Annotated in this window: 19 protein-coding genes; 3 read left to right on the top strand and 16 right to left on the bottom strand. The window is 36.4% G+C overall.

From position 1 onward, the window contains the following. Nucleotides 1–15: 15 nt before the first annotated feature. From mutM to HCJ45_RS02315, 14 genes are all read right to left on the bottom strand, one after another. Nucleotides 16–837 (bottom strand): DNA-formamidopyrimidine glycosylase, encoded by an 822-nt coding sequence (mutM, locus tag HCJ45_RS02250; RefSeq protein ID WP_187123900.1) that lies wholly within the window; start codon nt 835–837, stop codon nt 16–18. Nucleotides 838–860: 23 nt separating this feature from the next. Next, a complete protein-coding gene (polA, locus tag HCJ45_RS02255) occupies nt 861–3,488 on the bottom strand; it encodes a DNA polymerase I (RefSeq protein WP_187123901.1) in 2,628 nt (875 codons plus the stop codon). Nucleotides 3,489–3,653: 165 nt separating this feature from the next. After that, entirely contained in the window at nt 3,654–4,916 is a 1,263-nt protein-coding gene (gene icd / locus HCJ45_RS02260) for an NADP-dependent isocitrate dehydrogenase (RefSeq protein ID WP_187123902.1), read from the bottom strand. 19 nt (nt 4,917–4,935) lie between these two features. Continuing rightward, on the bottom strand, nt 4,936–6,057 hold the full coding sequence (gene citZ, locus HCJ45_RS02265) for a citrate synthase (protein WP_185347381.1): 1,122 nt from the start codon (nt 6,055–6,057) through the stop codon (nt 4,936–4,938). Nucleotides 6,058–6,093: 36 nt separating this feature from the next. Then, complete coding sequence (locus HCJ45_RS02270; protein ID WP_185347379.1) at nt 6,094–6,555, bottom strand: DUF441 domain-containing protein; 462 nt, start codon at nt 6,553–6,555, stop codon at nt 6,094–6,096. A 156-nt stretch (nt 6,556–6,711) separates the two neighbouring features. Further along, nucleotides 6,712–7,089: an FxsA family protein gene (locus HCJ45_RS02275; protein WP_185347377.1), complete on the bottom strand. Its 378-nt coding sequence runs from the start codon at nt 7,087–7,089 to the stop codon at nt 6,712–6,714. A 119-nt stretch (nt 7,090–7,208) separates the two neighbouring features. Beyond that, nucleotides 7,209–8,966 carry a pyruvate kinase gene (gene pyk, locus HCJ45_RS02280; RefSeq protein WP_185398005.1) on the bottom strand — a complete coding sequence of 586 codons (1,758 nt, stop codon included), beginning with the start codon at nt 8,964–8,966 and terminating at the stop codon, nt 7,209–7,211. Between the two features lie 272 nt (nt 8,967–9,238). Next, complete coding sequence (gene pfkA / locus HCJ45_RS02285; RefSeq protein WP_185347373.1) at nt 9,239–10,198, bottom strand: 6-phosphofructokinase; 960 nt, start codon at nt 10,196–10,198, stop codon at nt 9,239–9,241. 285 nt (nt 10,199–10,483) lie between these two features. Continuing rightward, nucleotides 10,484–11,440: an acetyl-CoA carboxylase carboxyltransferase subunit alpha gene (locus tag HCJ45_RS02290; RefSeq protein ID WP_187123903.1), complete on the bottom strand. Its 957-nt coding sequence runs from the start codon at nt 11,438–11,440 to the stop codon at nt 10,484–10,486. Continuing rightward, nucleotides 11,430–12,314 carry an acetyl-CoA carboxylase, carboxyltransferase subunit beta gene (gene accD / locus HCJ45_RS02295; protein ID WP_187123904.1) on the bottom strand — a complete coding sequence of 295 codons (885 nt, stop codon included), beginning with the start codon at nt 12,312–12,314 and terminating at the stop codon, nt 11,430–11,432. Before accD ends, HCJ45_RS02290 begins: the two co-directional genes overlap by 11 nt. A gap of 216 nt (nt 12,315–12,530) precedes the next feature. After that, entirely contained in the window at nt 12,531–15,857 is a 3,327-nt protein-coding gene (gene dnaE, locus HCJ45_RS02300) for a DNA polymerase III subunit alpha (protein WP_187123905.1), read from the bottom strand. Between the two features lie 120 nt (nt 15,858–15,977). Then, nucleotides 15,978–16,913: a DHH family phosphoesterase gene (locus tag HCJ45_RS02305; protein ID WP_187123906.1), complete on the bottom strand. Its 936-nt coding sequence runs from the start codon at nt 16,911–16,913 to the stop codon at nt 15,978–15,980. A gap of 20 nt (nt 16,914–16,933) precedes the next feature. Further along, nucleotides 16,934–18,247 carry a CBS-HotDog domain-containing transcription factor YtoI gene (gene ytoI / locus HCJ45_RS02310; protein ID WP_187123907.1) on the bottom strand — a complete coding sequence of 438 codons (1,314 nt, stop codon included), beginning with the start codon at nt 18,245–18,247 and terminating at the stop codon, nt 16,934–16,936. Between the two features lie 24 nt (nt 18,248–18,271). Continuing rightward, a complete protein-coding gene (locus tag HCJ45_RS02315; protein WP_185347356.1) occupies nt 18,272–18,958 on the bottom strand; it encodes a metal-dependent hydrolase in 687 nt (228 codons plus the stop codon). Between the two features lie 163 nt (nt 18,959–19,121). Between HCJ45_RS02315 and HCJ45_RS02320 the strand changes: the two genes are divergently transcribed. Further along, nucleotides 19,122–20,219: a M24 family metallopeptidase gene (locus HCJ45_RS02320; protein WP_187123908.1), complete on the top strand. Its 1,098-nt coding sequence runs from the start codon at nt 19,122–19,124 to the stop codon at nt 20,217–20,219. A gap of 173 nt (nt 20,220–20,392) precedes the next feature. Here the strand turns inward: HCJ45_RS02320 and ald are convergent, their stop codons facing one another. Next, a complete protein-coding gene (gene ald / locus HCJ45_RS02325; RefSeq protein ID WP_187123909.1) occupies nt 20,393–21,505 on the bottom strand; it encodes an alanine dehydrogenase in 1,113 nt (370 codons plus the stop codon). A 233-nt stretch (nt 21,506–21,738) separates the two neighbouring features. Here ald and HCJ45_RS02330 point away from each other — a divergent pair, with 233 nt between their 5' ends. Together HCJ45_RS02330 and HCJ45_RS02335 are read left to right on the top strand one after the other, a co-directional pair. Further along, nucleotides 21,739–22,203, top strand: coding sequence for a universal stress protein (locus tag HCJ45_RS02330; protein WP_185347350.1), 465 nt, complete (start codon nt 21,739–21,741; stop codon nt 22,201–22,203). Nucleotides 22,204–22,476: 273 nt separating this feature from the next. Continuing rightward, entirely contained in the window at nt 22,477–24,189 is a 1,713-nt protein-coding gene (locus HCJ45_RS02335) for a carboxylesterase family protein (protein WP_187123910.1), read from the top strand. Between the two features lie 74 nt (nt 24,190–24,263). On the opposite strand, the gene HCJ45_RS02340 is transcribed toward HCJ45_RS02335, so the two are convergent. Next, nucleotides 24,264–25,457, bottom strand: a complete 1,194-nt coding sequence (locus HCJ45_RS02340) for an acetate kinase (protein WP_187123911.1) — start codon at nt 25,455–25,457, stop codon at nt 24,264–24,266.

Genomic DNA, 25,457 nt, shown 5'->3' on the forward strand with positions numbered 1-25,457 from the left:
GATTCGTCCCACTCTCTACTTTTGACAATTTGGACAAAAATGTGTTCCTCGCCCATTTAGCTTTATTTTTTCAATTGGAGTTCCGCAAATCACACATGGCTCCTCCGTTTTCCCGTATACTTTCAGCTTATCTTGATACTGTCCTAATTTCCCCTCCGAATTCACATACGTTCTCACAGTCGAACCGCCAAGTGCTACAGCTTCTTTCATTATACTTTTGGTTGCTTCAAAGATACGCTTGATTTCTTTATTAGAAAGTGAGTTAGCTGGTCTTTCAGGGCGAATTTTTGCTTCAAAACAAATCTCATCCGCATATATATTACCAATTCCTGCGACTAATTTTTGGTCTAATAAAGCTGTTTTGATTGCACGACTAGTTTTTTTCACCCCAGCTGCAAAATCGGTTAACGTAAACGCTGGTGTAAGAGGTTCAGGTCCCAACTTTTTAATGGAATTTGTTTCACTTTCACCGTATTTATTCGTAACTTCCATCGTCCCAAATTTTCGCACATCTAAAAAGCGCAGTTCTGTATGATCCTCAAAATGGAAAATAATATGCGTATGCTTACTTACCTCTTCATTTTCATCCATTAATCTAAACTTGCCTTCCATCCGCAAATGGGACAAAATGGTGCAATTCGTTAAATCAAAAAGTAAAAATTTTCCGCGACGACGTACTCCTTCGATTTCTTGCCCAACAAGCATATGCACAAACTCATCTGGTGGCATATTTTTTATCATTTTGGGAACATGAACAATCACTTGATCAATTTTTTTACCAGGAACGAGCGCTTGTAAAGTGGTGCGGACATTTTCTACTTCCGGCATTTCTGGCATATTTAAACTCCCCGTTTCTCTATTTATTTTGCATCATACCAAGTATCTCCAAAAGCGCTATCGACCTTAAGTGGTACAGATAGTTCTACAGCATTTTCCATAACATCTGGTACAATTTCTTCTAATTTAGCAATTTCTGCTTCTGGTGCTTCAAAAATAAGTTCATCGTGTACTTGAAGTAATAACTTAGCTTCTAATTTTTCGGATTTTAGGCGGTCGCTCATTAGAATCATCGCTTTTTTGATAATATCCGCAGCACTTCCTTGGATAGGTGTATTCATCGCAGTTCTTTCTGCAAATCCGCGAACATTAAAATTACGACTGACAATCTCTGGAATATAACGACGTCTATGCAAAATAGTTTCTACATAACCTTTTTCTTTTGCAAAACGTACAATATCTTGCATATATTCTTTTACTGCTGGATAGCTGACAAAGTAACGATCAATAAAATCTTTCGCTTCTTTTCTTGTAATGCCAAGGTTTTGCGAAAGTCCGTAATCACTTATACCATAAACGATACCAAAATTAACCGCTTTTGCTTGACGGCGCATGAGTGAATCCACTGCTTCTTTTTCAACATGGAAAACATCCATTGCAGTTTTTGTATGAATATCATAATCATGTTTAAATGCATAAATCAGATTTTCATCTTCAGAAATATGAGCTAAAACACGCAATTCCACTTGTGAATAATCTGCTGAAAATATTTTCCAGCCAGGTTTGCTTGGAACAAAAACTTGTCTAATTTTGCGCCCTTCTTCTAATCGAATAGGAATATTTTGCAAATTCGGATCAACGGAGCTAAGTCGCCCTGTTTGAGTTAATGTTTGATTAAAACGTGTATGCACTTTATGTGATGTTTTATCTGTTACTTTTAGAAGGCCTTCAATATAAGTGGATTGGATTTTCCCAAGTTGGCGATATAACAAGATTTCATCAATAATGGCATGTTTACCTGATAAACTTTCCAAAACATCTGCGGCCGTAGAATAACCCGTTTTTGTTTTCTTTACAGCCGGAAGTCCTAACTTTTCAAATAAAATCACTCCTAATTGTTTAGGCGAATTAATATTAAAATCTTCTCCCGCATGCGAATGAATGGACTCTTCCAGTGTTTTTAGTCGACCAGCTAATTCTACTTTCATATCTTCCAGTCGTTTAGTATCAACACTTACACCTTGCATTTCCATTTGAGCAAGGACAAAAGTTAACGGTAATTCTAAATCTGCCATTAAAGCTAATTGTTCGTTTTTTTCTAATTCGTCCATAAGACCATTTTCCAAAACAGCGATTGCGATAGCTTTTCTTGCAAGATGTGGTGCGACAATACTTTCTTCTGGGATGCTTCGTTTCGCTCCTTTTCCATATACCGTTTCATCCGTTTCCACTTCTGTATAATTATGACGAGCAGCAACACTCATAAAATCATCTATCGAGTCGGATGGATTCAATAGATAGGAGGCTAACATAATGTCGAATGTGATACCAGACACTACATATCCTAATCGCCGCATTGCAACCATTGTTTTTTTCGCATCGTAGACTACTTTTGTATCATTGCTTTCAATCCATTCTTTAAATGCTGGGCTATTTTCTGCTGTTTCTTTTGTGAAAAAATAGGTTCCTTTGTTTGAATGAATTGTAATCCCGATAAAGTTTGCTGTATGATAATTCTCATTTTCTAATTCAATATATAATGCTGTTTTCCCACCAAAATGTTTTTGCGTTAACGCTGAAACTACTTCAAACTTGAGTTCTTTTAATGGTTTTGCTTCTTCTTTCGTTTCGCCCTCCAAGTTTTTTAATAATGTTGTAAACTGCATTTCTTTCAAAAGCGGAATTACTTTTTCTGTTTGATATCCATCATATTTAGTACTTTCAACGGTACATTCTATTGGTGAATCCACATTGATAGTTGCAAGCTCTTTACTCAAAATTGCAAGTTCTTTATTTTCTTGGACTTTTTCTTTTAATTTTTTTCCAGAAATTTCATCGGCATGTTCTAAAACACTTTCTACGCTTCCGCCAAATTCATGTAATAGTTTTAATGCCGTTTTTTCACCAACACCTGGGATTCCGGGAATATTATCTGATGAATCACCCATTAACCCCTTCATATCAATAATTTGTGCAGGAGAAAGATTATATTTTTCTTTTAGTGTTTCTGGAGTATTTGTTTCCATATCAGCTATACCTTTTTTAGTTATATAGACGGTTGTTTTTTCAGAAGCTAATTGTGTTAAATCACGATCTCCGGTAATAATCGCTACTTCCATACCGTCTGCTTCTGCTTTTTTTGTTAATGTGCCGATAATATCGTCTGCCTCATAGTTAGCAAGCTCATATTGCGGGATATCGTAAGCAGTTAAAAGCTCTCGAATAAATGGAAATTGTTCGGATAACTCACTAGGCGTTTTTTGGCGCCCTCCTTTGTAACCTTTAAATGTAGTATGGCGAAAAGTTGTTTTTCCGGCATCAAAAGCAACGAGTACATGACTAGGCTTTTCTTTTTCCAACACATTCATCAACATCATTGCAAATCCATACACCGCATTTGTATATACACCTTTATCGTTATTTAAAAGCGGTAACGCATAAAACGCGCGATTCGCAATACTATTTCCATCAATTAATACTAATTTATTCACAGGGATATCCTCCTCTATATTATCATTCACTTGTGTCTATTTTACCATAGGAACATAAAAACAAACCACTTATCCGAATGGGGTTAAATGGTTTGCCTTAAATACGAACAATTATTATCAACAATAAAATTACGAACTAGTTTTACGAGTTACAAGCGGACGTAATCAGAATTTTTTTATTAATTCATCCGCAAATTCCGAACATTTAACCTCTGTTGCGCCATCCATTAATCTGGCAAAATCATATGTTACTGTTTTTGCAGCAATAGTTTTTTCCATCGAACGATTAATTAATGTAGCTGCTTCTCCCCAACCAATATGTTCCAGTAAGAGTGTTCCAGATAAAATAACGGATGAAGGATTAACTTTATCAAGACCAGCATATTTTGGTGCAGTACCATGTGTCGCTTCAAAAATCGCATGACCAGTTAAATAATTAATATTCGCTCCTGGAGCAATACCAATTCCACCTACTTGAGCAGCAAGCGCATCAGAAATGTAATCCCCATTTAAATTCATCGTAGCCACTACATCAAATTCAGCAGGACGTGTCAGGATTTGTTGTAAGAAAATATCTGCAATAGAATCTTTCACTAAAATTTTTCCTGCCGCAAGTGCTTCGTTTTGTTTTTTATTAGCAGCTTCTGTACCTTCTGCTTCTTTTATACGATCGTATTCGTTCCAAGTAAATACTTTATCACCATATTCTCGTTCACATAAGTCATAGCCCCAATTTTTAAAAGCTCCTTCTGTGAATTTCATGATATTACCTTTGTGTACGAGCGTTAATGATTTACGCCCTTCTTTTATTGCATATTCGATAGCTGAGCGAACCAAACGCTCTGTACCTTCTTTGGAAATCGGCTTAATACCAATACCAGAAGTTTCCGGAAAGCGAATCTTATTGACACCAAATTCATCTTTTAAGAATGCTATTAATTTTTTTGATTCTTCGCTGCCTTCTTTAAATTCAATCCCTGCATAAATATCTTCTGTGTTTTCACGGAAAATAACCATATCTGTGTCTTCAGGACGTTTTACTGGTGACGGAACACCTTTGAAGTAACGAACTGGACGTAGACACACATATAAATCCAATTCCTGACGTAAAGCAACATTTAGCGAACGAATACCGCCACCAATCGGCGTTGTAAGTGGACCTTTAATCGCAATTAAATATTCATCAATTGTATCTAAAGTCGCTTGTGGGAGCCATTCACCTGTTTGTTTAAATGCTTTTTCACCTGCAAGCACTTCTTTCCAAGCAATTTCTTTTTCATCATTATATGCTTTTTTTACCGCTGCATCTAAAACGCGTTTTGCAGCAGCCCAAATATCTGGACCAGTTCCGTCACCTTCAATAAAAGGGATAACTGGATTATTTGGTGTTTTTAGCACACCATTTTCTACTTGAATTTTTTGACTCATAAAGTTTCTTCCTCCTCTATTAAATTCGTTCTTCTACAGGTAAATAACTTCTATTTTCAGGTCCAACATAAATAGCACGTGGACGAATAAGACGATTATCACGATATTGTTCAAAAATATGCGCCAACCAACCTGACACACGGCTTACAGAGAATACTAATGTAAATAGATCTCGGTCAATACCAAGCGCATGATAAACAGAAGCTGAATAAAAATCGACATTTGGTTTTAAATGTTTTAATTCCCAAACAGCTTCTTCTACTTGCATGGAAATTTCATACCATTTTTCTTCGCCTTTTTCGGTAGTTAACTTTCTAGACATTTCACGTAGATGTTGCGCACGCGGGTCTCCACCACGATAAACTCGGTGACCAAATCCCATAATTTTTTGTTTCGTATCGATTTTTGTTTGGATGTAATTGCGCACATCACCAGCTTCATCGATTTCTTCTAACATATCAAATACACGTTCATTGGCCCCACCATGAAGCGGTCCTTTTAATGCCCCAATTGCAGCCGTAACACCAGAATAAACATCAGAAAGTGTTGCTACACAAACTCGCGCTGTAAAAGTAGATGCGTTAAATTCGTGGTCTGCATGAAGTACAAGTGCTTTATTCATCGCTTCTACAGATAATTCATCTGCTTCTTCTCCAGTAATCATATAAAGAAAATTCGCAGCCATATTTAAATCTTCTCTTGGTGGAATCGGATCCAGACCACGACGAATTCTGGAAAATGCAGCGACAATTGTTGGCATTTTTGCTTGTAGACGCAATCCTTTGCGATAAACTGCTTCCCCGTCATCCAATTCTGCTTCTGTGTCAAATACACCAAGCATGGAAACGGTTGTTCTTAAAACGCTCATTGGATGTAATTTTTGATGATTTTGCATTCTTAAACTTGTAATAATTGTTTCAGATACAGCCATATTTTCTTGGATTTCTAATTTAAATTTTTTAAATTCATCTTTATTAGGCAAACGTAAATGCCATAATAAATAAATCACTTCTTCAAAAGATGCATTGTTTTCCATCAAATCATCAATACCATAACCAACATAAGTTAACATATCATCAATGATAGAGCTAATCGAAGTCTCAGCAACATATACATTTTCTAATCCTTTAGATAATGTCATTTCTTTTCCTCCTTTTATCCTTTTTTACGTATGTACTTATTTTATGAATGCAACTAACTGCATTGCCATGTACGCAATACCAGCAGCAATTACTGGTCCAGCAGCTATCCCTCTAAAAAGTACCACTGCTAAAATAGTTCCAAACACTAGAGAAACTGTCACTTGTGGATCAACAGCCATATAGCCAACACCTTTTTTAGCTAATATAGAAACGGCAATTCCTGCTCCAAGACCAATCCACCCAGCGGCCGATTTAAAAGAGTCAATTAAATCTTTAAAACCGATTTGCCCAGTTGCAATTGGAATTAAGATGGCAACAGTAATAATCGTTACACCCCAATTTATTCCTTTTGCTTGAATCATTTCCATTATCTTGCCATCAGCGTGAAATAACTTCAACAAAATGACAACCGCTACCGCAATAATAAGCGAATTATTTTTTGCTATAAGTCCGAGAAGTAAAAAAAGAAGTAAAAACAACATACTTTCCGTAAACATACTAAGTCACCTTTCAGTATCGCGCATCTATGAAGCGAGATAACAATTATTATATCATAAATATACCTTATAGTAATACTAAAATGCCATAAGGAAAATGAATTGCCCTTTTTTTAACTAAACCTCTATAGAAAGATTTTCCCATAGAGGTTTTTATTACATATCAAAATAATAATATTGTGTATGTTTCTTTTGATTTCCAAGCCATTTCGTTAATTTAGGTTTTAATAGTTTGCGAGAAAATGGAATAAAAATAAGTAACCCTAGTATTGTTGTAATAATTCCAGGAATAATTAATAAAAAGCCGGCGATAAAAAAACATAAACTATCTAATAAATACGGCGCTACCGTGCGTCCGTCTCGCAAATTTCGGAAAAGATTGCCACCAAGACGCTTGAAAATAAAAATACCAAAAGCGCTGGAGGCTATTTGAATAAAAAGAAGTGGTAAAAAGCCGATTACTTGGAATAACCAAACATACATAATCAACTCTATTAAACCATATAAAGCCCAGTAAAGCATAAATTTTCTCATACAATCAACTCCAATACTTAATAACCATTATAACCTATTTTTTTGTAATCGAAAAACAATACAGGCGCGCAAATAAAAAAAGCGCCCCGCTAACGAGACGCTTTTTTGAAAGTTAAATTTTAGTGAGTAGCTGTTTTGCCGTTATAAACAACACCTTGACGAGAATCAACAGTGATAATTTCACCGTCTTTTACAAGAGAAGTTGCATCTTTAGCACCAACGATAACAGGAATACCAAGATTAATTCCAACGACTGCTGCGTGACTAGTTAAGCCACCTTCTTCAACAACGACTGCTGCACTTTTCTCAAATGCAGGAAGGATTTCTTTATCTGTTGTTTTAACGATTAAGATTCCGCCTTCTTCTGCTTTTTGAAGCGCTTCTGCATTAGATTTTGCAACAATTGCTTTACCAATTACAGATTTACTACCAATTCCTTGGCCTTTAACTACTTTTTCACCAATTAATTGGATTTTCATTACGTTTGTTGTTCCGCTTTCTGCAACTGGAACACCTGCAGTAATAATGATAAGATCACCTTGTTTTGCAACACCTGAAGCAAGTGATTCTTTCACTGCAAGGTCAAACATTTCATCCGTGTTGCTAACTGGAGTAGCTAAGCGAGGATAAACACCCCATGAAAGAGCTAAACCACGGTATACATGCTCATTAAATGTTACTGCTACGATATGAGATTTCGGACGATATTTAGAAATCATACGCGCTGTGTGACCACTTTGAGTTGCAGCAACGATTGTTTGTACATTTAGGTTTTTCGCAGTATGACCAACTGCTTGTCCAATAGCTTCTGTCATATCTGTATTTTCGTGAAGTTTAAGCGCAAATTTATCTTGAGCAACTAGCACTTCTTCTGTACGAACAGCGATTTTCGCCATCATTTTAACTGCTTCAATTGGATAGTCCCCAGCAGCTGTTTCACCAGATAACATAATTGCATCTGTTCCATCAAAAATCGCATTCGCTACGTCACTTGCTTCAGCGCGAGTTGGACGTGGATTACGTTGCATGGAATCAAGCATTTGTGTTGCAGTGATAACAGGTTTTCCAAGTTTATTACATTTTCTAATAAGTTCTTTTTGTACAATCGGAACTTCTTCAGCAGGAATTTCAACACCTAGGTCTCCACGAGCAACCATTAAGCCTTGAGATACTTGTAAGATTTCGTCGATATTATCAACGCCCTCTTGGTTTTCGATTTTCGGAATAATTTGAACGTGAGTTGCGTTATATTCTTCTAAAATCTTAGTAATTTCAAGAACATCTGTAGCTCGACGTACAAAAGATGCCGCGATAAAATCGATACCTTGTTCTAAACCAAAACGGATATCTGCAGCGTCTTTTTCTGTGATTCCTGGTAGGTTGATAGAAACGTTTGGTACGTTAACGCCTTTTTTATTTTTAAGCACACCTGGGTTAAGTACTTTTGTTACTAGTTCACGATTAGCTTCGTCTTTTTCAATTACTTCCAGACCGATTAAACCATCATCAAGTAAAATGGAAGATCCAATTTCTACATCGTCAAAAAGTTCTCCATAAGTTACAGAGAATTTTTCTTTTGTTCCTTCAACAGGTGTCATAGAAACACGTACAACGTCGCCTGTTTGGAATTCTAATTTTCCGCCAACCATGTCATTTGTACGGATTTCTGGACCTTTTGTATCAAGTAAAATAGCAACTTGTTTGCCAGTAATTTTTGATGCTTCACGGATGTTCACAATTCGTGCACCGTGCTCTTCAAAATCTCCGTGTGAGAAATTAAGACGTGCTACGTTCATTCCTGCTTCAATTAGTTGAACTAATGTGTCAACTGACTCGCTTGCAGGACCAATTGTACAAACAATTTTCGTTTTTTTCATGTTATTACTCCTCCTAGAACTTAGCTATTCATTCGTATTTATTATAAACATATCTTTCACATTTTACCAGTAACAACCATGTATTACAAGTAAGTTTGTGAATAAAAATGCATTTACCCAGTATAGTGCTGTTATTAAGAAAACGCTTTATAGGATTTTACGGCATCCCTATTCAGACATTTACTTCTTTTGTTTCAAAGAATTTTATAACTACATTTTTTCACAAAGAAAGGCTACCATGCGTTGTTATGGCAGCCAGCTCTTCAGCCGTTTTAAATCGACAAAATAGAAGCAAGATCAAACAGTTGTTTATCACATACATGTTTTTCTTTCAAAATTTCGCCAATATTATTTTCGACAATACGGTTTTCGCGGATTCCTACAGCTAATCCACCACGATTTTCTAATAATAATTCTACCGCATGCGCGCCAAGACGGCTTGCAAGCACACGATCAAATGCAGTTGGGCTTCCACCACGTTGAACATGTCCTAAAACAGTTACACGTGCATGATAGTCGCCATATTCAGCTAATTGTTTAGCAAATTCATTTCCTGACATAACACCTTCTGCAACGACAATAATGCTATGTTTTTTACCACGTTCACGACCTTTGTTTAAACGATCCACGATATCATCCATATTGAATTCTTGTTCAGGTACGATGATAGCTTCAGCGCCGCCACCAAGACCAGACCAAAGTGCGATATCCCCAGCATCACGACCCATTACTTCAATAATAAAAGTACGTTCATGACTTGTTGCTGTATCACGGATTTTATCTAATGCATCTAAAACAGTATTTAGCGCAGTATCAAAACCAATGGTGAAATCAGTACCAGAAATATCATTATCAATCGTTCCTGGAATACCAATAGTTGGAAAGCCACGATTTGTAAGTGCTTCCGCTCCGTGGTAAGAGCCATCTCCACCGATAACAACTAAGCCGTCGATTTGATGTTTTTTCAGTTGTTCGATTCCTTTAAGTTGTCCTTCTTCTGTAGCAAATTCAGGATATCTTGCAGAATAAAGGAATGTTCCTCCACGATGAAGTATATCACCAACAGAACCTAACTCTAATTTATGGATATCACCATTAACCAAACCTAAAAAACCATAGTTAATACCATAAACTTCAAGTCCTTCATAGATTGCTTTACGTACAACAGCACGAGTGGCTGCATTCATTCCTGGAGCGTCTCCTCCACTTGTCAAAATTGCAATTCGTTTCATTTTACTTACCACCTCAGACAATGATATTGTTTTTCATCACATGTGTTTATTCTACATGAAAAACCGCTAAATGAAAAGCACGAATAGAACACTTTTTTCGCCAGCAATAGCACTATTTCAGCTTTATTTATATCGGTCTATTCCAATTAGCTGTTAAAACGGCATTATATCAACAAAAAGATATAATCGGTCTATACTTGTTAAGTGTTTAACTTTCTTTATCTATTTTGGTACATACCAAAAAGATGATTTCCAAAAAAACAGGAAATCATCTTTCATTATCGCTTATAAAGTTTCATATGCACCAATTTTCTTGAATTTTTCATAACGTTGCTCTTTTAATTGTTCTTCAGAAAATGCCATTAAAGCATGTAGTGACTTGGTAATTGTTTTATTTATTTCTTCTGCTTGAGCAACTAAATCGCGATGTGCTCCGCCTTTTACTTCTGGAATAATTCCATCCGTAATATTAAGTTCATACAAATCGCCTGCAGTGATACGCATTGATTCCGCTGCTTTTTTTGCTTGCCCAGCATCTTTCCATAAAATGGCTGCCGCTCCTTCTGGTGAAATAACCGAGAAAACCGCATTTTCAAGCATGAATATCTGATTTCCAACACCTAAAGCAAGCGCTCCTCCACTACCACCTTCACCAATAACAATAGAAATGATAGGTACTTTCATATCGCTCATTTCATAAAGATTCCGAGCAATTGCCTCACTTTGTCCGCGTTCTTCGGCAGCACGACCAGGATATGCTCCTTTTGTATCAATGAAACAAATAATTGGTCTACCAAATTTATCTGCTTGTTTCATTAACCGAAGCGCTTTTCGGAAACCTTCTGGATGTGGCATTCCAAAATTACGATGCAAATTATCCTTTGTATCCTTACCTCGCTGATGTCCAACAACAGTCACAGGAATACCTTTAAACGTAGCAATCCCACCAACAATAGCTGCATCATCGCCAAAAGAACGATCACCATGAAGCTCCATAAAATCTTCAAATAAAAGTGGAATATAGTCAAGTGTTGTAGGGCGTTCTGGATGACGAGCGACTTGAAATTTATCCCAAGCAGTCATATTACTATAGATACTTGCTTCCAATTTAGCTAGACGTTTTTCTAACTTTTCGATTTCACTAGATAAGTCTACATCTGATGTTTCGTTGTATTCTTTTAAGTCAGCAATTTTACTTTTTAGTTCTAATATAGGCTTTTCAAATTCCATTTCATTCGCCATCAGATTCACCTCCTGATTCAGGTGTTTTTACATGGATTTTTAAAATAAAACTTAATTTATTTTGCAAATCAAGCCGTGAAATGCAATCGTCCAATTGCCCATGCTTAAGTAAAAATTCTGCTGTTTGGAAGTCCTCTGGCAGCTCTTCTCGGACGGTTTGTTCAATCACTCGACGCCCAGCAAAGCCAATAAGTGCTCCTGGCTCAGCAAAATTATAATCGCCTAAAGAAGCAAAACTTGCAGAAACTCCACCTGTTGTTGGGTGTGTCATCACAGTGATTGCTAAACCACCATGATTGCTAAACCGCTTGAATGCAGCGGATGTTTTCGCCATTTGCATAAGGGAAATCATTCCTTCTTGCATACGAGCGCCACCTGAAGCAGTAAATATCACAAAAGGTTTCTTTGTTTTATCTGCCTCTTCTACTGCACGAAGAATTTTTTCGCCTACAACAGATCCCATACTTGCCATTCTAAAACGAGAATCCATTACTGCGATAACTAAAGGATTTCCATCTATCGTTGCATGACCAGTAACAATAGCTTCGTTCAATCCAGTTTTTTGTTTATCTTTTTCGATTCTATCCATATAATCTTCAAAACCAAGTGGATTTGCTGTAGTTAAGCTAGCATCAAGTTCTTCAAAAGAATCCGGATCAACAAGCATATCAATTCTTACTTTTGCTCCAATTGGATGATGAAATCCACAATAACTGCATACCATCAAGTTCTTTTGCAATTCTTTAGTATACATTATTTTTTTACACTCTGGACATTTTGTCATAATACCTTCTGGAACATCTGCTTTCGTCCCATCAGAAGGAATTGTGGCATATTTTCTCTTTTTTGGTTTTGTAAACAAGTCTCCTAACAAGGATAACCCTCCCCATTTACGCTTTCTATTGTGGTAATAACGGTTTTTAAATACTATAAAATGAAAAATTATAAAGACATGAAACATATTTTTAACCGCATTTTCCCATAAGAAGACAAAATGCCAGTCCGTCCGAATAATCATTGGACAGACTGCGCAATATCGTTTCCCACGTTAAACTATAACATACTTTTGCTAAATATAGAAAGTTTAAGATTACTTAAAAACAACATTCTCTTTACCAAGAAGTGTTACTAAGGCCTCGTGTAATCCCTCTGAAGGCTCCACTTGAATATTTTTTAACTCTGTTGTTTGCTTAGTTAATGCTTGATGGATAATAACCTTAGAGCTCCCTTTATATTTTAATAAAATGGGTCTTATGCGTTCCATTTGAGACGACTCAGTTAGTTGAATAAACAGTCTCATTGGAGCTTTCACTTCTTTTAAATCTTCTGCTTGATTTACAATTAACTGAAGTTCGCCATTTCGCTTATCTGCTTTCACTTGTAAAAACAGAATCTCTCCTTTTTGAGCGAAAGAAGCATATTTACGATAACTTTCAGGGAACATCACTGCACTTAATTCTTTCGTGTCATCACTAACAGTCAAAAAGCACATTGTCTCCCCTTTTTTCGTTCTAATGGATTTAACTTCATGAACATAAACTGCAACTTGATAATTTTTTCCAGAACTAATTTCCGCAAGTCTAGTAATTGCGATATTTTGTAGTTTAGTTTGATAGTAAGCTACTGGATGCGCAGAGACATATTGACCAGTATAGAGCTTTTCTTTTTCTAATTTTTCATCAATGGAAATAGGTGCTGTTTTTCGGTAACGCGGCTTCATTTTCTTTAAAAAATCATCATCTTCTGCAAAAAGGTTCATCCCTTTAGAATCTTCACCAAGTAAAGAAATATACTGCAATACGGCATCAATCGTCGCAAGTATCGTTGCTCTATCTTCACCAAATTCATCAAAACAACCTGATAATACTAAAGCTTCTAAGACAGTTTCTGATAACATTTTATGTGGCATACGTTCACAAAAATCAAAGAAATCTTGGAAAGGTGCTTTTTTTCGTTCGTTAATAATTTCGAGAACAAACTTGGTTGGCACTTTTCGAATGACTCGAAAACTATAACGAATGGCCGTTTCGCCTTCCATTTGAAAATAATAATGACTATGATTAATACTAGGCGCTAACATTTGGATACCATAGTTTTTTGCTTCGGTAATATATTGCGCAATCTTATCATCATTTCCAAAAACAGAGCTAAGCAAAGAAGACATAAATGCGGCTGGATAATTCGCCTTTAGGTAGGCTAATTGAAAAGCAATTTTAGAATATGCCGCTGCATGACTACGGTTAAATCCATAATTCGCAAACTGTACAATCATGTCATACACTTGATTGGCGCTACTATCAGAATAGCCCTTACTTCTCGCCCCATCTACAAAATGTATCCGTTCTTCATTTAGCACATCTGCTTTTTTCTTACTTACTGCACGACGTAGTAAATCCGCTTCGCCAAGTGAAAAACCTGCCATTAAGTTAGCGACTTGGATAATTTGTTCTTGATAAACAATCACCCCATAAGTCACTTCTAAAATTGGTGCTAAATCTGGATGTGGATATTGAATCGCTTCTTTTCCATGTTTTCTGGCAATAAATGTATCAATTTGTTCCATTGGACCCGGGCGATAAAGGGCGTCTACTGCGACGATATCTTCAAAAGAAGTTGGTTTTAACTTCCTGAGCACCCGACGAATTCCGTCCGATTCAAATTGAAAAACACCGGTTGTATCCCCTGTTTGGAATAACTTCAATGTTTTTTCATCATCTAGTGAAATATCAGCCAAAGTTAATGGTTTTTCACGAGTGTAATTAACTGATTTTAGCACACGATCAAGTAAACTTAGATTTCTAAGGCCAAGAAAATCCATTTTAAGTAAACCGATTTTTTCTAGTTCTCCCATGGCAAACTGTGTTAAACGTGCATCACCACTGCCTAATTGTAGAGCAACTTGTTCAACAAGCGGTTTATCACTTATAACAATTCCAGCGGCATGCGTTGAAATATGTCGAGGGAGGCCCTCTAGCTGACATGCAACTTCCCAAATCATTTCATTTACTTTGGAGCTTTTTATATGATTTTCTAGCCGTGGATTTTCTTGAATCGCCTTCTGTAAAGTAATACCTAACTGGCTTGGAATTAATTTAGACCACTCAGATAAAAGAACCGAATTTAAACCAAAACTTCTTGCAGTATCACGGATAGCTGCTTTTGCTGCAAGTGTACCAAATGTACCAATTTGTGCCACATGTGCTTCACCGTATTTTGATACAACATATGAAATTACTTCATCACGACGATTATCCGGAAAATCCAAGTCAATATCGGGCATGGTAATTCGTTCTGGATTTAAAAAACGTTCAAATAACAAATGGTATTTAATTGGGTCCACATCTGTAATTCTTAATGCAAAAGAAACTAACGAACCTGCTGCGGAACCACGACCAGGACCCGTTAAAATTCCTGCTTCTTTAGAATAGCGAATAACATCCCATACAATAAGAAAATAATCCGCAAATCCCATTTCGGTAATTACTTTTAACTCATAATCTAAACGTTCTTGATATTCAGCCCGCATTAGTCCACGTTCTTTTAATCCGGCATATGCTGTTTGTTGTAAAACATCAGAGGCCTTTTGATTATCAGCTATTGGAAACCTTGGCAGTAGATGTTGATCTAATGCTATTTCAACTTGACATCGATCTGCTAATTTACCAGTTTCCTCGCATGTCTTTTTTTCAAAATCAGTTTGCCAAACTCGCACCATCTCATCCTGCGAAGTAAAATAATTAGAGCCCGCAAGTGGAAGTGTCGTCCAGTCCACCGTCCGATTATCACGAATAGCTGTTAATACTTCTCTTGCCTGTGCATCTTTTGGTTCAATATATTGCACATCTTTAGTCGCTACTGCGCGTACTTTTTCTTCTGCGCAAAATGTTTCAATTTTTGCGAAAAGACGTGGGTTTTCTTTTTGCACTGATAGATAAACAGAATCTTTACCAAAAATAGTCACTAAGTTTTCGTAAGCTTCTAATGCTCCATCCTGATTATCTTCCATAAGAAGCCGCTCTACTTCTCCTTTTGCTCCTGGTGAAATTGCAATAAGGTCAGTACTATAAGCACGTAGCCAGCTTTGCGGAAGCTCTAATCCTTCTTCGCGTGTTTGAATGGCACTAGCGATTTTCAGTAACTCATGATATCCAGCAGTTGTTTTTGCAATTAGTATTAACTCGTAGGAATTAATTGGATTTACATAACCTTGTATCGTTACCGTCATCCCAATAATTGGTTTTATATCCACCGCTAAACATTTTTGGTAAAATTCAATTGCTCCATAAAGCACGTTTTTATCCGTAATTGCTAAGGCTGGATAATGGTATTCTTTTGCTTTAGCGACAAGCGAATCAACTGATGCAGTACTTGAAAGTAAATCATATGCGCTTGCAACTTGTAAATGAACAAATCCCACTATCCTCTCTCCTTTCAAAACTCTCTTTTTCCATTATATCGGTTAAATTCTAAAAAAGAAAGTGTGTTCGTGTTTTTATGTAAAAATAAAGCCAGATAGATATCTGACCTTATCGTCCTTCTATTTAGTCGCACAAATCAGTTGTAATTTTTCTGTCATTTCTTTAATTTCTTCTTCACTATGCAAGGTCGCGCCAGAAGCAAGCGGATGACCACCGCCACCATATTCTTTCGCTAGTTCGTTAATGACAGGTCCTTTTGAACGTAATCGTGCTCTAATAACAGGTCCCTCTTGAATATACATAATCCAGGCTTTAATACCCGCTACATTCTCAATAGAGGAAACAAGTGCTGAAGCGTCTCTAGGATTAACATCAAATTCAGCTAATAGTGTATCACTTAGATAAACTGTTGCTGCACCATTTTCGTCCATCACAAAGTTTTGTAAAATATAACCAGAAAGCTTTATTGTATTTTTGGGCAGTTCATATAGTTGCCGGTAAAGCGCTGGACGATCAAATGGAAAAGTAACAAGTCTCGCTGATAATCTTAATGTCTCCTCAGTCGTACTCGGATATAAAAATCTGCCTGTATCTCCAACAATTCCAGCATATAGTAGTCGAGCTGCTTTTTCATTTAGTACGAGTTCTTCGGAAAAAGTTTCCCAAAAATCAACTATCATTTCACTACAAGAAGAAGCATTTGTGTTTACCCAAAGTATGTCCCCGTAAGCATCATCATTTGGGTGATGATCTATTTTTATTAATTTTTTTCCTAATTGAAAACGTTGATCTGAAACACGTTCTTGATTGGCAGTATCACATACAATAACAAGCGCCTCTTTGTAAGTATCATCGGAAATCTCTTCTACTTTGCCAAGAAATTGTAAAGAAGTTTCATCATTTCCTACTGAATAGACTTTTTTTTCAGGAAAACTTGCATGAATAATTTCTGCAAGTCCCATTTGCGAACCATAAGCATCTGGATCTGGTCTTACATGCCGATGCAAAATAATCGTTTCATATTGTTTTACTTCATGTAAAATCTCATTTTTCATTTTTTCGCCTCAATTTCTGTTTAACGTTCCATCATTTGACAAGCAACAATTGCTTTTCCGGTTAATATTCCTTCTAAATATAGTTCCACATCTAATTTTCCTGCTTTACGTCCCATTTCCAAAATACGTGGTTTAATCACCATTGTCGCATCCATTTGGACAGGTTTTAAGAAATACATGGTCACATTTTCGATTGCCACATTGCGTTTTTTCATTGAAAATAATTTCTGCTGAACAACTTCACATACAATCTGCGTGAAAACACCATATGATAATGTACCAAGAGAATTAGTCATTTGCGGGCTCACTTTAAATTCATAATCTGCCTCCACATTTGTGTCAGCTTTTTCGGAAAGTTGATTAGTAATCGTGTCGTCAATGGTCTCACCAACTTGTGGTTGTTTTTGAATCATTTGCATTGATTTTAGAATATCTTGTCTGCTCACAATCCCAATTAATGTTAAATCATCTTTTACTACTGGGATTACTTCAATACTTTCCCAAATCATCATGTGCGCAACGGAAGCAACACTCATTTTTGGTCCTACTGTTAGAGGATTTTTTGTCATTACACGTTCTATTGAAATACTTGGATTTTTATCTAAAATATCTTTGCTTGTAACCATTCCGGTCAGTCTCATAGCTCGGTTTACAACTGGAAAACGGCTATGTCCGGTAGTATCTTCCATTTTATGCCAGTCTTCTACTTTATCTGCTGTGGATAAAAATGCAGTTGTTTCTAATGGTGTTAAAATATCCTCCACAAAAACAACTTCTTTTTTGATTAACTGGTCATAAATTGCTCGATTAATCATGGTTGCGACAGTGAATGTATCATAAGAAGTAGACAAAATCGGTAGTTCTTTTTCATCTGCTAGTCGTTTTACTTCATCATCCGTGTCAAATCCACCTGTAATCAGTACTGCTGCCCCGCGTTTTAGAGCAAGTTCATGGGCGCTCACTCGATTTCCAACAATTAGTAAATTGCCAGCATCTGTGTAACGCTCCATTGCTTCTACAGTCATCGCGCCAATAACAAACTTGTTTAGTGATTTATAAAGTCCAGCACGTCCGCCAAGAACTTGTCCATCAATCATATTGACAATTTCTGCAAAAGTTAATTTTTCAATGCTGTCTTTTTGTTTTCGTTCTATTCGAAGGGTCCCCACTCGCTTAATAGTAGAAACAAAGCCGATTATTTCCGCGTCTTTGATTGCTCGATAAGCAGTTCCTTCACTAACAGATAAGTTTTTAGCAATTTTTCTTACAGATATTTTTTCTCCAACTGCAAGGTTTTCAATATATTTCAAAATCTGTTCATGTTTTGTGGCCACGACTCATTTCACCCATTTCTTTTGTTAGATTTCGATTTCTTCGCCAATTTCTAGTACTTTTCCAGTAATTTCTTTATCTAGCGATGCAACAAATTTATATGGATCTTGTTCAATTAGCGGAAATGTATTGTAGTGCATGGGAATAACCATTTTTGTTTGTAAGAATCGAGCCGCAATCGCAGCATCTTCAGGTCCCATTGTAAAATTATCACCAATTGGTAAAAAGGCTAGATCTAGCGGATTTAATTCCCCGATTAATTTCATATCAGAAAATAGACCTGTATCTCCTGCAAAATAAATATTCTTTCCCTCAATTGTAAATACGATACCTGTTGGAAAACCTACATTAATAATACGGCCGTCACGAACGGTTTGCGAGCCGTGAAAAGCTTGTGTTAACTTCACTTGACCAAAATCAAATTGTCTTTTTCCACCAATATGCATTGGAGAAATTTTTTCAAGTCCATCTTCCACTGCTAAAAATGCAGCCAAATCTGCGTTACAAATAACTTCTGATCCAGCGTTTTTCGCAATTTGAACTGTATCACCAACATGGTCATCATGTCCGTGTGACAGCACAATATAGTCTGGCATCTGCTCTTCTGCTTTTAAATCGCATTTTTCATTTCCAGAAATAAATGGATCGACTAAAATAGTTGTATTTCCAGTAATAATTTTAATACAAGACTGCCCGTGAAATGAAATCTTCATGAAAAAAACATCCTTTCCAATTAATATTAAGTGCGTATTGTTGTACCATTCTTATTATAAACTAATATATAACACCTCGTAAACTAGGAGGTGTTTATTAGCAAAATATTTCCTTTGCATGTTATTATTATATAAAAATCAATTGGAAAGAAGGTACACAAAAATGGAAAAAAATATCGATGTCCTACAAAATTGGTTAAAAGAGCAAGGTGCCGAAGTAGCATTTTTAACAGATCCTGAAAATATTGCTTACTTTTCTGGTTATCACAGCGAACCACATGAAAGAGTACTAGGACTAGCTGTATTTTCAGAAAGCGAACCATTTCTTTTCACTCCTGCTTTAGAAGTAGAAGATGTACGTGGAGGCGACTGGACTCATCCAGCATATGGTTATACTGATACAGAAAACCCGTTCAAAATCATCGCTAGTGAAATTAAAAAGCGAGTAGCAACTCCAAGTAAATTTGCAATAGAAAAAAACCATCTAAATGTTGATCGTTTTGAGCAATTAGCTGGTCTTTTCTCTACTAGTTCTTTTATTCCAATTGAACATAAGATAGCACAAATCCGCTTAATAAAAACAGAAACAGAATTACAAATATTAAAAGAAGCAGCTTTACTTGCTGACTTTGCTGTTCAAGTGGGCGTAGATGAAATTGCAGAAGGAAAAACAGAGGCAGAAATTGTTGCCAAGATTGAATACGAAATGAAGAAAAAAGGCGTAACAGCAATGTCTTTTGATACAATGGTTTTAACAGGTAAAAACGGTGCCCTTCCGCATGGTACACCAGGAGAAACAAAAATTAAAAAAGGAGATCTAGTCCTATTTGATTTAGGCGTGGTTCATAAAGGATATTGTTCAGATATTACTCGGACAGTTGCTTTTGGTGAAATTTCTGAAGAACAGCAAAAGATTTATAATACTGTTCTAGAGGCGCAAACAGCAGCAGTTGCTAAAGTAAAGGCAGGGATAAAAGCGAGTGAAATTGATTTAACTGCAAGAAACATTATCCGAGAAGCTGGTTATGGAGATTATTTCCCGCATCGTCTCGGTCATGGTCTTGGAGCAAGTGTCCATGAGTTCCCTTCTATTACAGAAACGAATGACATGCCGCTTCAAGAAAATATGGTGTTTACAATTGAACCAGGAATTTATGTACCAGGAGTTGCTGGTGTTCGTATTGAAGATGATTTAGTCGTAACAAAAGACGGTGTGAAAGTTCTAACGGAATTCCCAAAAACATTACAAATCATCCAATAAGATAAGCAATTAAAATCAATTAGTATAAAATAAAAAGCAGAAATCATTATATAACCATTTTTAAGGATTCTCTACCTCTAGCGTTTGATTTATACTCTAGAAGGAGGCTTAAAATGGCATATACTAGGTTTCTGCTTTTTTGGTGTAAAAATACTTCTGTTTTAATCTTGTTGTTAAATTAATTGTTTACTATCTGTATAAACTAGTCCAAGTGAGTCTGCCACAGCTTGATACGTAATATGCCCTTGATACGTATTTAATCCACGTAGTAAATATGGGTCTTTTTTCACAGCTACTTCTAATCCATGATTTGCAAGTTTTAATCCAAAAGGTAATGTTGCGTTGGTAAGTGCTATAGTGGATGTTCTTGGTACTGCACCTGGCATATTAGCTACAGCGTAATGAAGAACGCCAAATTTTTCGTAGGTTGGATTATCATGTGTGGAAACATGGTCTGTTGTATCAAAAATCCCTCCCTGATCAATGGCAATATCTACTAGAACAGCTCCCGGATTCATTTGTTTAATCACATGCTCTTTTACTAATTTTGGCGCTTTAGCCCCTGGAATAAGCACTGCCCCGATAACTAAATCTGCTTTTTTTACAGCTATTTCAATATTAAAATCATTCGACATTAAGGTTTGTACTTGAGTGCCAAAAATATCATCCAACTCACGTAATCGTTTTAAATTCAAATCTAAAATAGTTACATTTGCACCAAGTCCTATCGCAATTTTTGCGGCATTAGTACCTGCAATGCCACCACCAATAATAACGACCTCACTTTTTTCTACACCTGGAACCCCGCCGAGCAATACGCCCATTCCCCCATTTGTTTTTTGCAAAAATTGTGCACCTATTTGAGCTGCCATCCTCCCAGCCACTTCACTCATCGGCGAAAGTAACGGCAGTGAGTGATCTGCTAATTCCACTGTTTCATAAGCAATACTGTTAACTTTACTTTCGATTAAAGCTTTTGCCAAAGTTGGCTCGTTTGCTAAATGTAAGTATGTAAAAAGTACAAGTCCTTCTTTAAAATAGCCATACTCTGATGCAATTGGTTCTTTTACTTTTACGACCATATCCACATTCCAAGCTTCTTTAGCTGTATCAACCATTTTTGCTCCCGCCTGTACAAAATCGGCATCTTGATAACTAGAACCTACACCCGCCCCTTTTTCTACGAGTACTGTGTGCCCTGCATTAACATAGGATAAAACACTCGCCGGAGTCATAGCCACTCTATTTTCATTATTTTTTATCTCTTTCGGTACGCCGACTAACATCTAAATCACGCTCCCTGAATAGGTATAATGAACCACATATTTTTTTCTACACCATCATGCTAACACAATATACCTAAGTTGTAAAAAATTAACCAACTGAAATTCACACAAAATCAGCCTAATAAATGCAAAATAATTTTGAAGCCAATTTTTTTAGTAATTAATGGTTCTTTTACGAAAAAAGGGGTAAAGTATAGTTATAGAAGATACATATTTTGATTGGAGGAATTATTATGTTACAACAATACGAAAGAGTTTTAGTGGCAGTCGACGGTTCAAAAGAAGCAGAAAGTGCATTCCAAAAGGCAATTCAGGTAGCTAATCGTAATGATGCTGCACTGGGTCTTGTGCATGTTATTGATACTCGTGCTTTCTCGTCTGTGGCTAACTATGATACAAGCATGGCAGATAAAGCGACTGAATATGCAGATGAACTACTTAGCGGTTATAAAGAAGATGCCTTAAAAGCTGGTGTGACAAAAGTAGAAAGCTATATTGAATATGGTTCTCCAAAAACAGCTATTACAAAAGAAGCTGCAAAAGCATTCCAAGCAGATTTAATTATGTGTGGTGCTACAGGGCTAAATGCAGTAGAACGCTTATTGATTGGTAGTGTATCTGAATATATTATTCGCCACTCCCCTTGTGATGTTCTCGTTGTTCGGAATGACGAACCAGATTACAAAGATGAAAAATAAACATACATGCTTAAAACAGATACTTTCCTTTGAGAGTATCTGTTTTTACGCCGGAAAACGTATAAAATAAACGCGAAAAAACAAGAATGTGTCAGTTGTGTGGATTTTATTTAAATAATATTGTTTTTACAAAATTTCATGCTATATTTAAAACATCTTATATTTTGTTAAAGGAATGTAACCTTTTGGGCATAACCTGAAACAAATGCGCACTTTTTAAGTACGCGTTTGTTTCAGGTTTTTTTAGCTAAATTAATAATAAGGAGTGGGAAAATGAAAAAATGGATGTTGTTAGTATTTGTTAGCTGCTTACTTATAGTTCTTGCTGGATGTGGCTCCAATCAAAACGAAGAAGTAGAAAAAGACCATTTAAATTACAAAAAAGGAGTTACGGTAACTACTAAGTATGGAAAAGTAAAAGGTTATAAGGATAAAAATGAAAGCGTTTTAGTTTGGAAAGGTGTTCCCTATGCCAAAGCCCCTGTGAAAGAATTACGCTGGAAGAAACCAGAAAGTCCAGAAAAATATGATGGCACTTTAGATGCAACAAAAGATAAAGAAGTATTTATTCAAACTGCACAAGATGGTGTAACAGGAAGCGAAGAAAGCCTTCATATGAATATTTATCGCCCAGACACTTCAGAGAAAAAGCTGCCTGTTATGGTTTATATTCATGGTGGAAATAATCAAGGCGGAAGTGCTACAGAAATTGGCGGAGAAGCATTTGTAAAAGATTTAAATACGATTTTTATTTCTGTTGATTATCGTCTTGGCGCACTTGGTTTTAACCCTTTAAAAGCCTTAAATACTGGTGATAAACTAGAAGATTCAGGTAACTATGCTTTGCTTGATATGGCAAAGTCGCTTGATTGGGTAAAAGAAAACATTGAAGCTTTTGGTGGTGATCCAGATAATATTACTTTCTCTGGTTTTTCTGCGGGTGGTAGAGATGTAATGGCCTCACTCACCTCTCCTATTTTTAAAGATAAATACCAAAAAGCAATTGCCTTTAGTGGAGGTATGACTGTTGCCGATCCTGATGATAGCATCAAGGTTTTTGCCAAAGCAATTGCCCCACTCGTTGTAGAAGATGGTGTAAAAGCAACGGAAGAGGAAGCTTATACTTGGTTACAAGAAAATAATAAGGAAGTTGCAGATTACTTATATGGAGTTTCTGCTGAACGATTAAGTAAACTCATGGGAAATGCTTCCATTCGAATGAGCGCTTTTCCCCACTTATACACCGATGGAGCAGTGATTCCAAAAAATGGCTTTGATACAAAAAATTATAATAATGTGCCTTTAATTATGCTCTCAGGTACAAGCGAGTTTTCCTTTTTTGCTATGGGAGATCCTTATTTTGCAGAAAGTTTTGCAAGTGGAGCCATTCCTAAAAACAAGGAAAAACTAGCTGAATTCCAGTTCGCTAAGCAATATGGCAGTGATTTTTATACCCTATTTAATACTGAATTATCTGCTAAAAAAATGGAACAACATTACGATGCGCCGATTTACAATACAAAAATGCCATTTGGAACCAATTTAAAAACGACTACAGATATGAGTCTAGTTGGTGCATATCATGGTGTATTTATCCCCTTCTTAGATAGTAACAACCAGACATATCTCTCTACAATTACAGACTCTTATCAATTGCCAGGAGCAGAAGAGTTACAAGAAAAATTCCGTGCTTATCTTAAAAATTTCTTGCATGATGGGGATCCAAATGGAGATAATTTAACAAAATGGACAACGTGGAGCGCTGACAATCCAAGTAATCTAATTTTAGATGCTGATGATAACCAAGCTCAAATTAAAATGGAGAAAGAAACCGATACAAATCAAGCTATTATTGATCGTATCGAAGCAGATACAAGCATTTCTGAAACAGCAAAAAACCAAATCGTTCATCAAGTATTAAACGGCCGATGGTTTAGCGGTGATTTAGATGCTTACTACTCAAACCCTAGTTTATGGCCTAACTAAGTTTTCAAAAAAACAGAACGCCCCTTCTTTTGAAGAAAGGCGTTCTGTTTTTTTATAAAGCTAAAAATTACTATTTAGCGATTATTTTTAATTGTTTCTACATCACGAGCAATCATTAATTCTTCGTTTGTTGGAATAATGATAACTTTTACTGGGGAGTGCGGATAGTTAAGAAATCTTTCTTCACCGCGGACTTGGTTAAGTGCTGGATCCCAGTATACGCCCATAAATTCTAAACCACGTAATACTTTTTCACGGATGAAAGAACTATTTTCACCTATACCAGCTGTGAAAATAATTGCATCTACACCGTTCATGCGAGCTGCATAAGATCCAATATATTTATGAATACGATCAACGAATACTTGTAGTGCAAGCTCTGCACGATCATTTCCTTTAGCTGCTTCATCTTCTAAATCACGAAGATCACTAGAAATTCCTGATACACCAAGCATACCAGATTCTTTATTCAAGACATCTAATACTTGTTCTGCTGATTTACCTGTTTTTTCCATGATAAACGGAATAAGCGCTGGGTCAATGTTACCAGAACGAGTTCCCATTGAAACACCGGCAAGTGGTGTGAATCCCATGGAAGTATCCATTGATTTTCCACCTTCAACTGCGGCAATACTTGCTCCATTACCAAGGTGACAAGTTAATAGACGTAATTCTTCTACAGGGCGTCCTAGAAGTTCTGCAGCACGTTCGGATACATATTTATGGCTTGTTCCGTGGAAACCATATTTACGGATGCCATAATCTTCATAGTAGCTAAATGGTAAACTATATAAATAACTTGCTGGTGGCATAGTTTGGTGGAAAGCAGTATCGAAAACAGCAACTGATACAACATCCGGCAAAATTTTACGGAAAGCTTTAATTCCTGTAACGTTAGCTGGGTTGTGAAGTGGTGCAAGTTCAGACAACGCTTCAATATCTTTAATTACTTCATCGTCAATATAAACGGACTCAGGGAATCTTTCCCCACCGTGAACAACACGATGACCAATACCTGTAATTTCGTCATAAGAACCGATTACTTTATGGTTAATTAATTTTTCAAGTAACATTTGTACTGCGACTTCGTGGTCAGGAATATCCACCACTTCTTTAATTTTTTCTCCATCTACAGTAATTGTAAAAATAGAATCCTTTAAGCCAATTCTTTCTACAATACCTGCTGTAATAACTCGTTCAGATGGCATATCGTATAATTGGAATTTCAAAGATGAACTTCCGGCGTTAATTGCAATTGTTTTTTCCAT

The sequence above is a fragment of the Listeria immobilis genome (assembly GCF_014322845.1).
Taxonomy (GTDB): Bacteria; Bacillota; Bacilli; order Lactobacillales; family Listeriaceae; genus Listeria; species Listeria immobilis.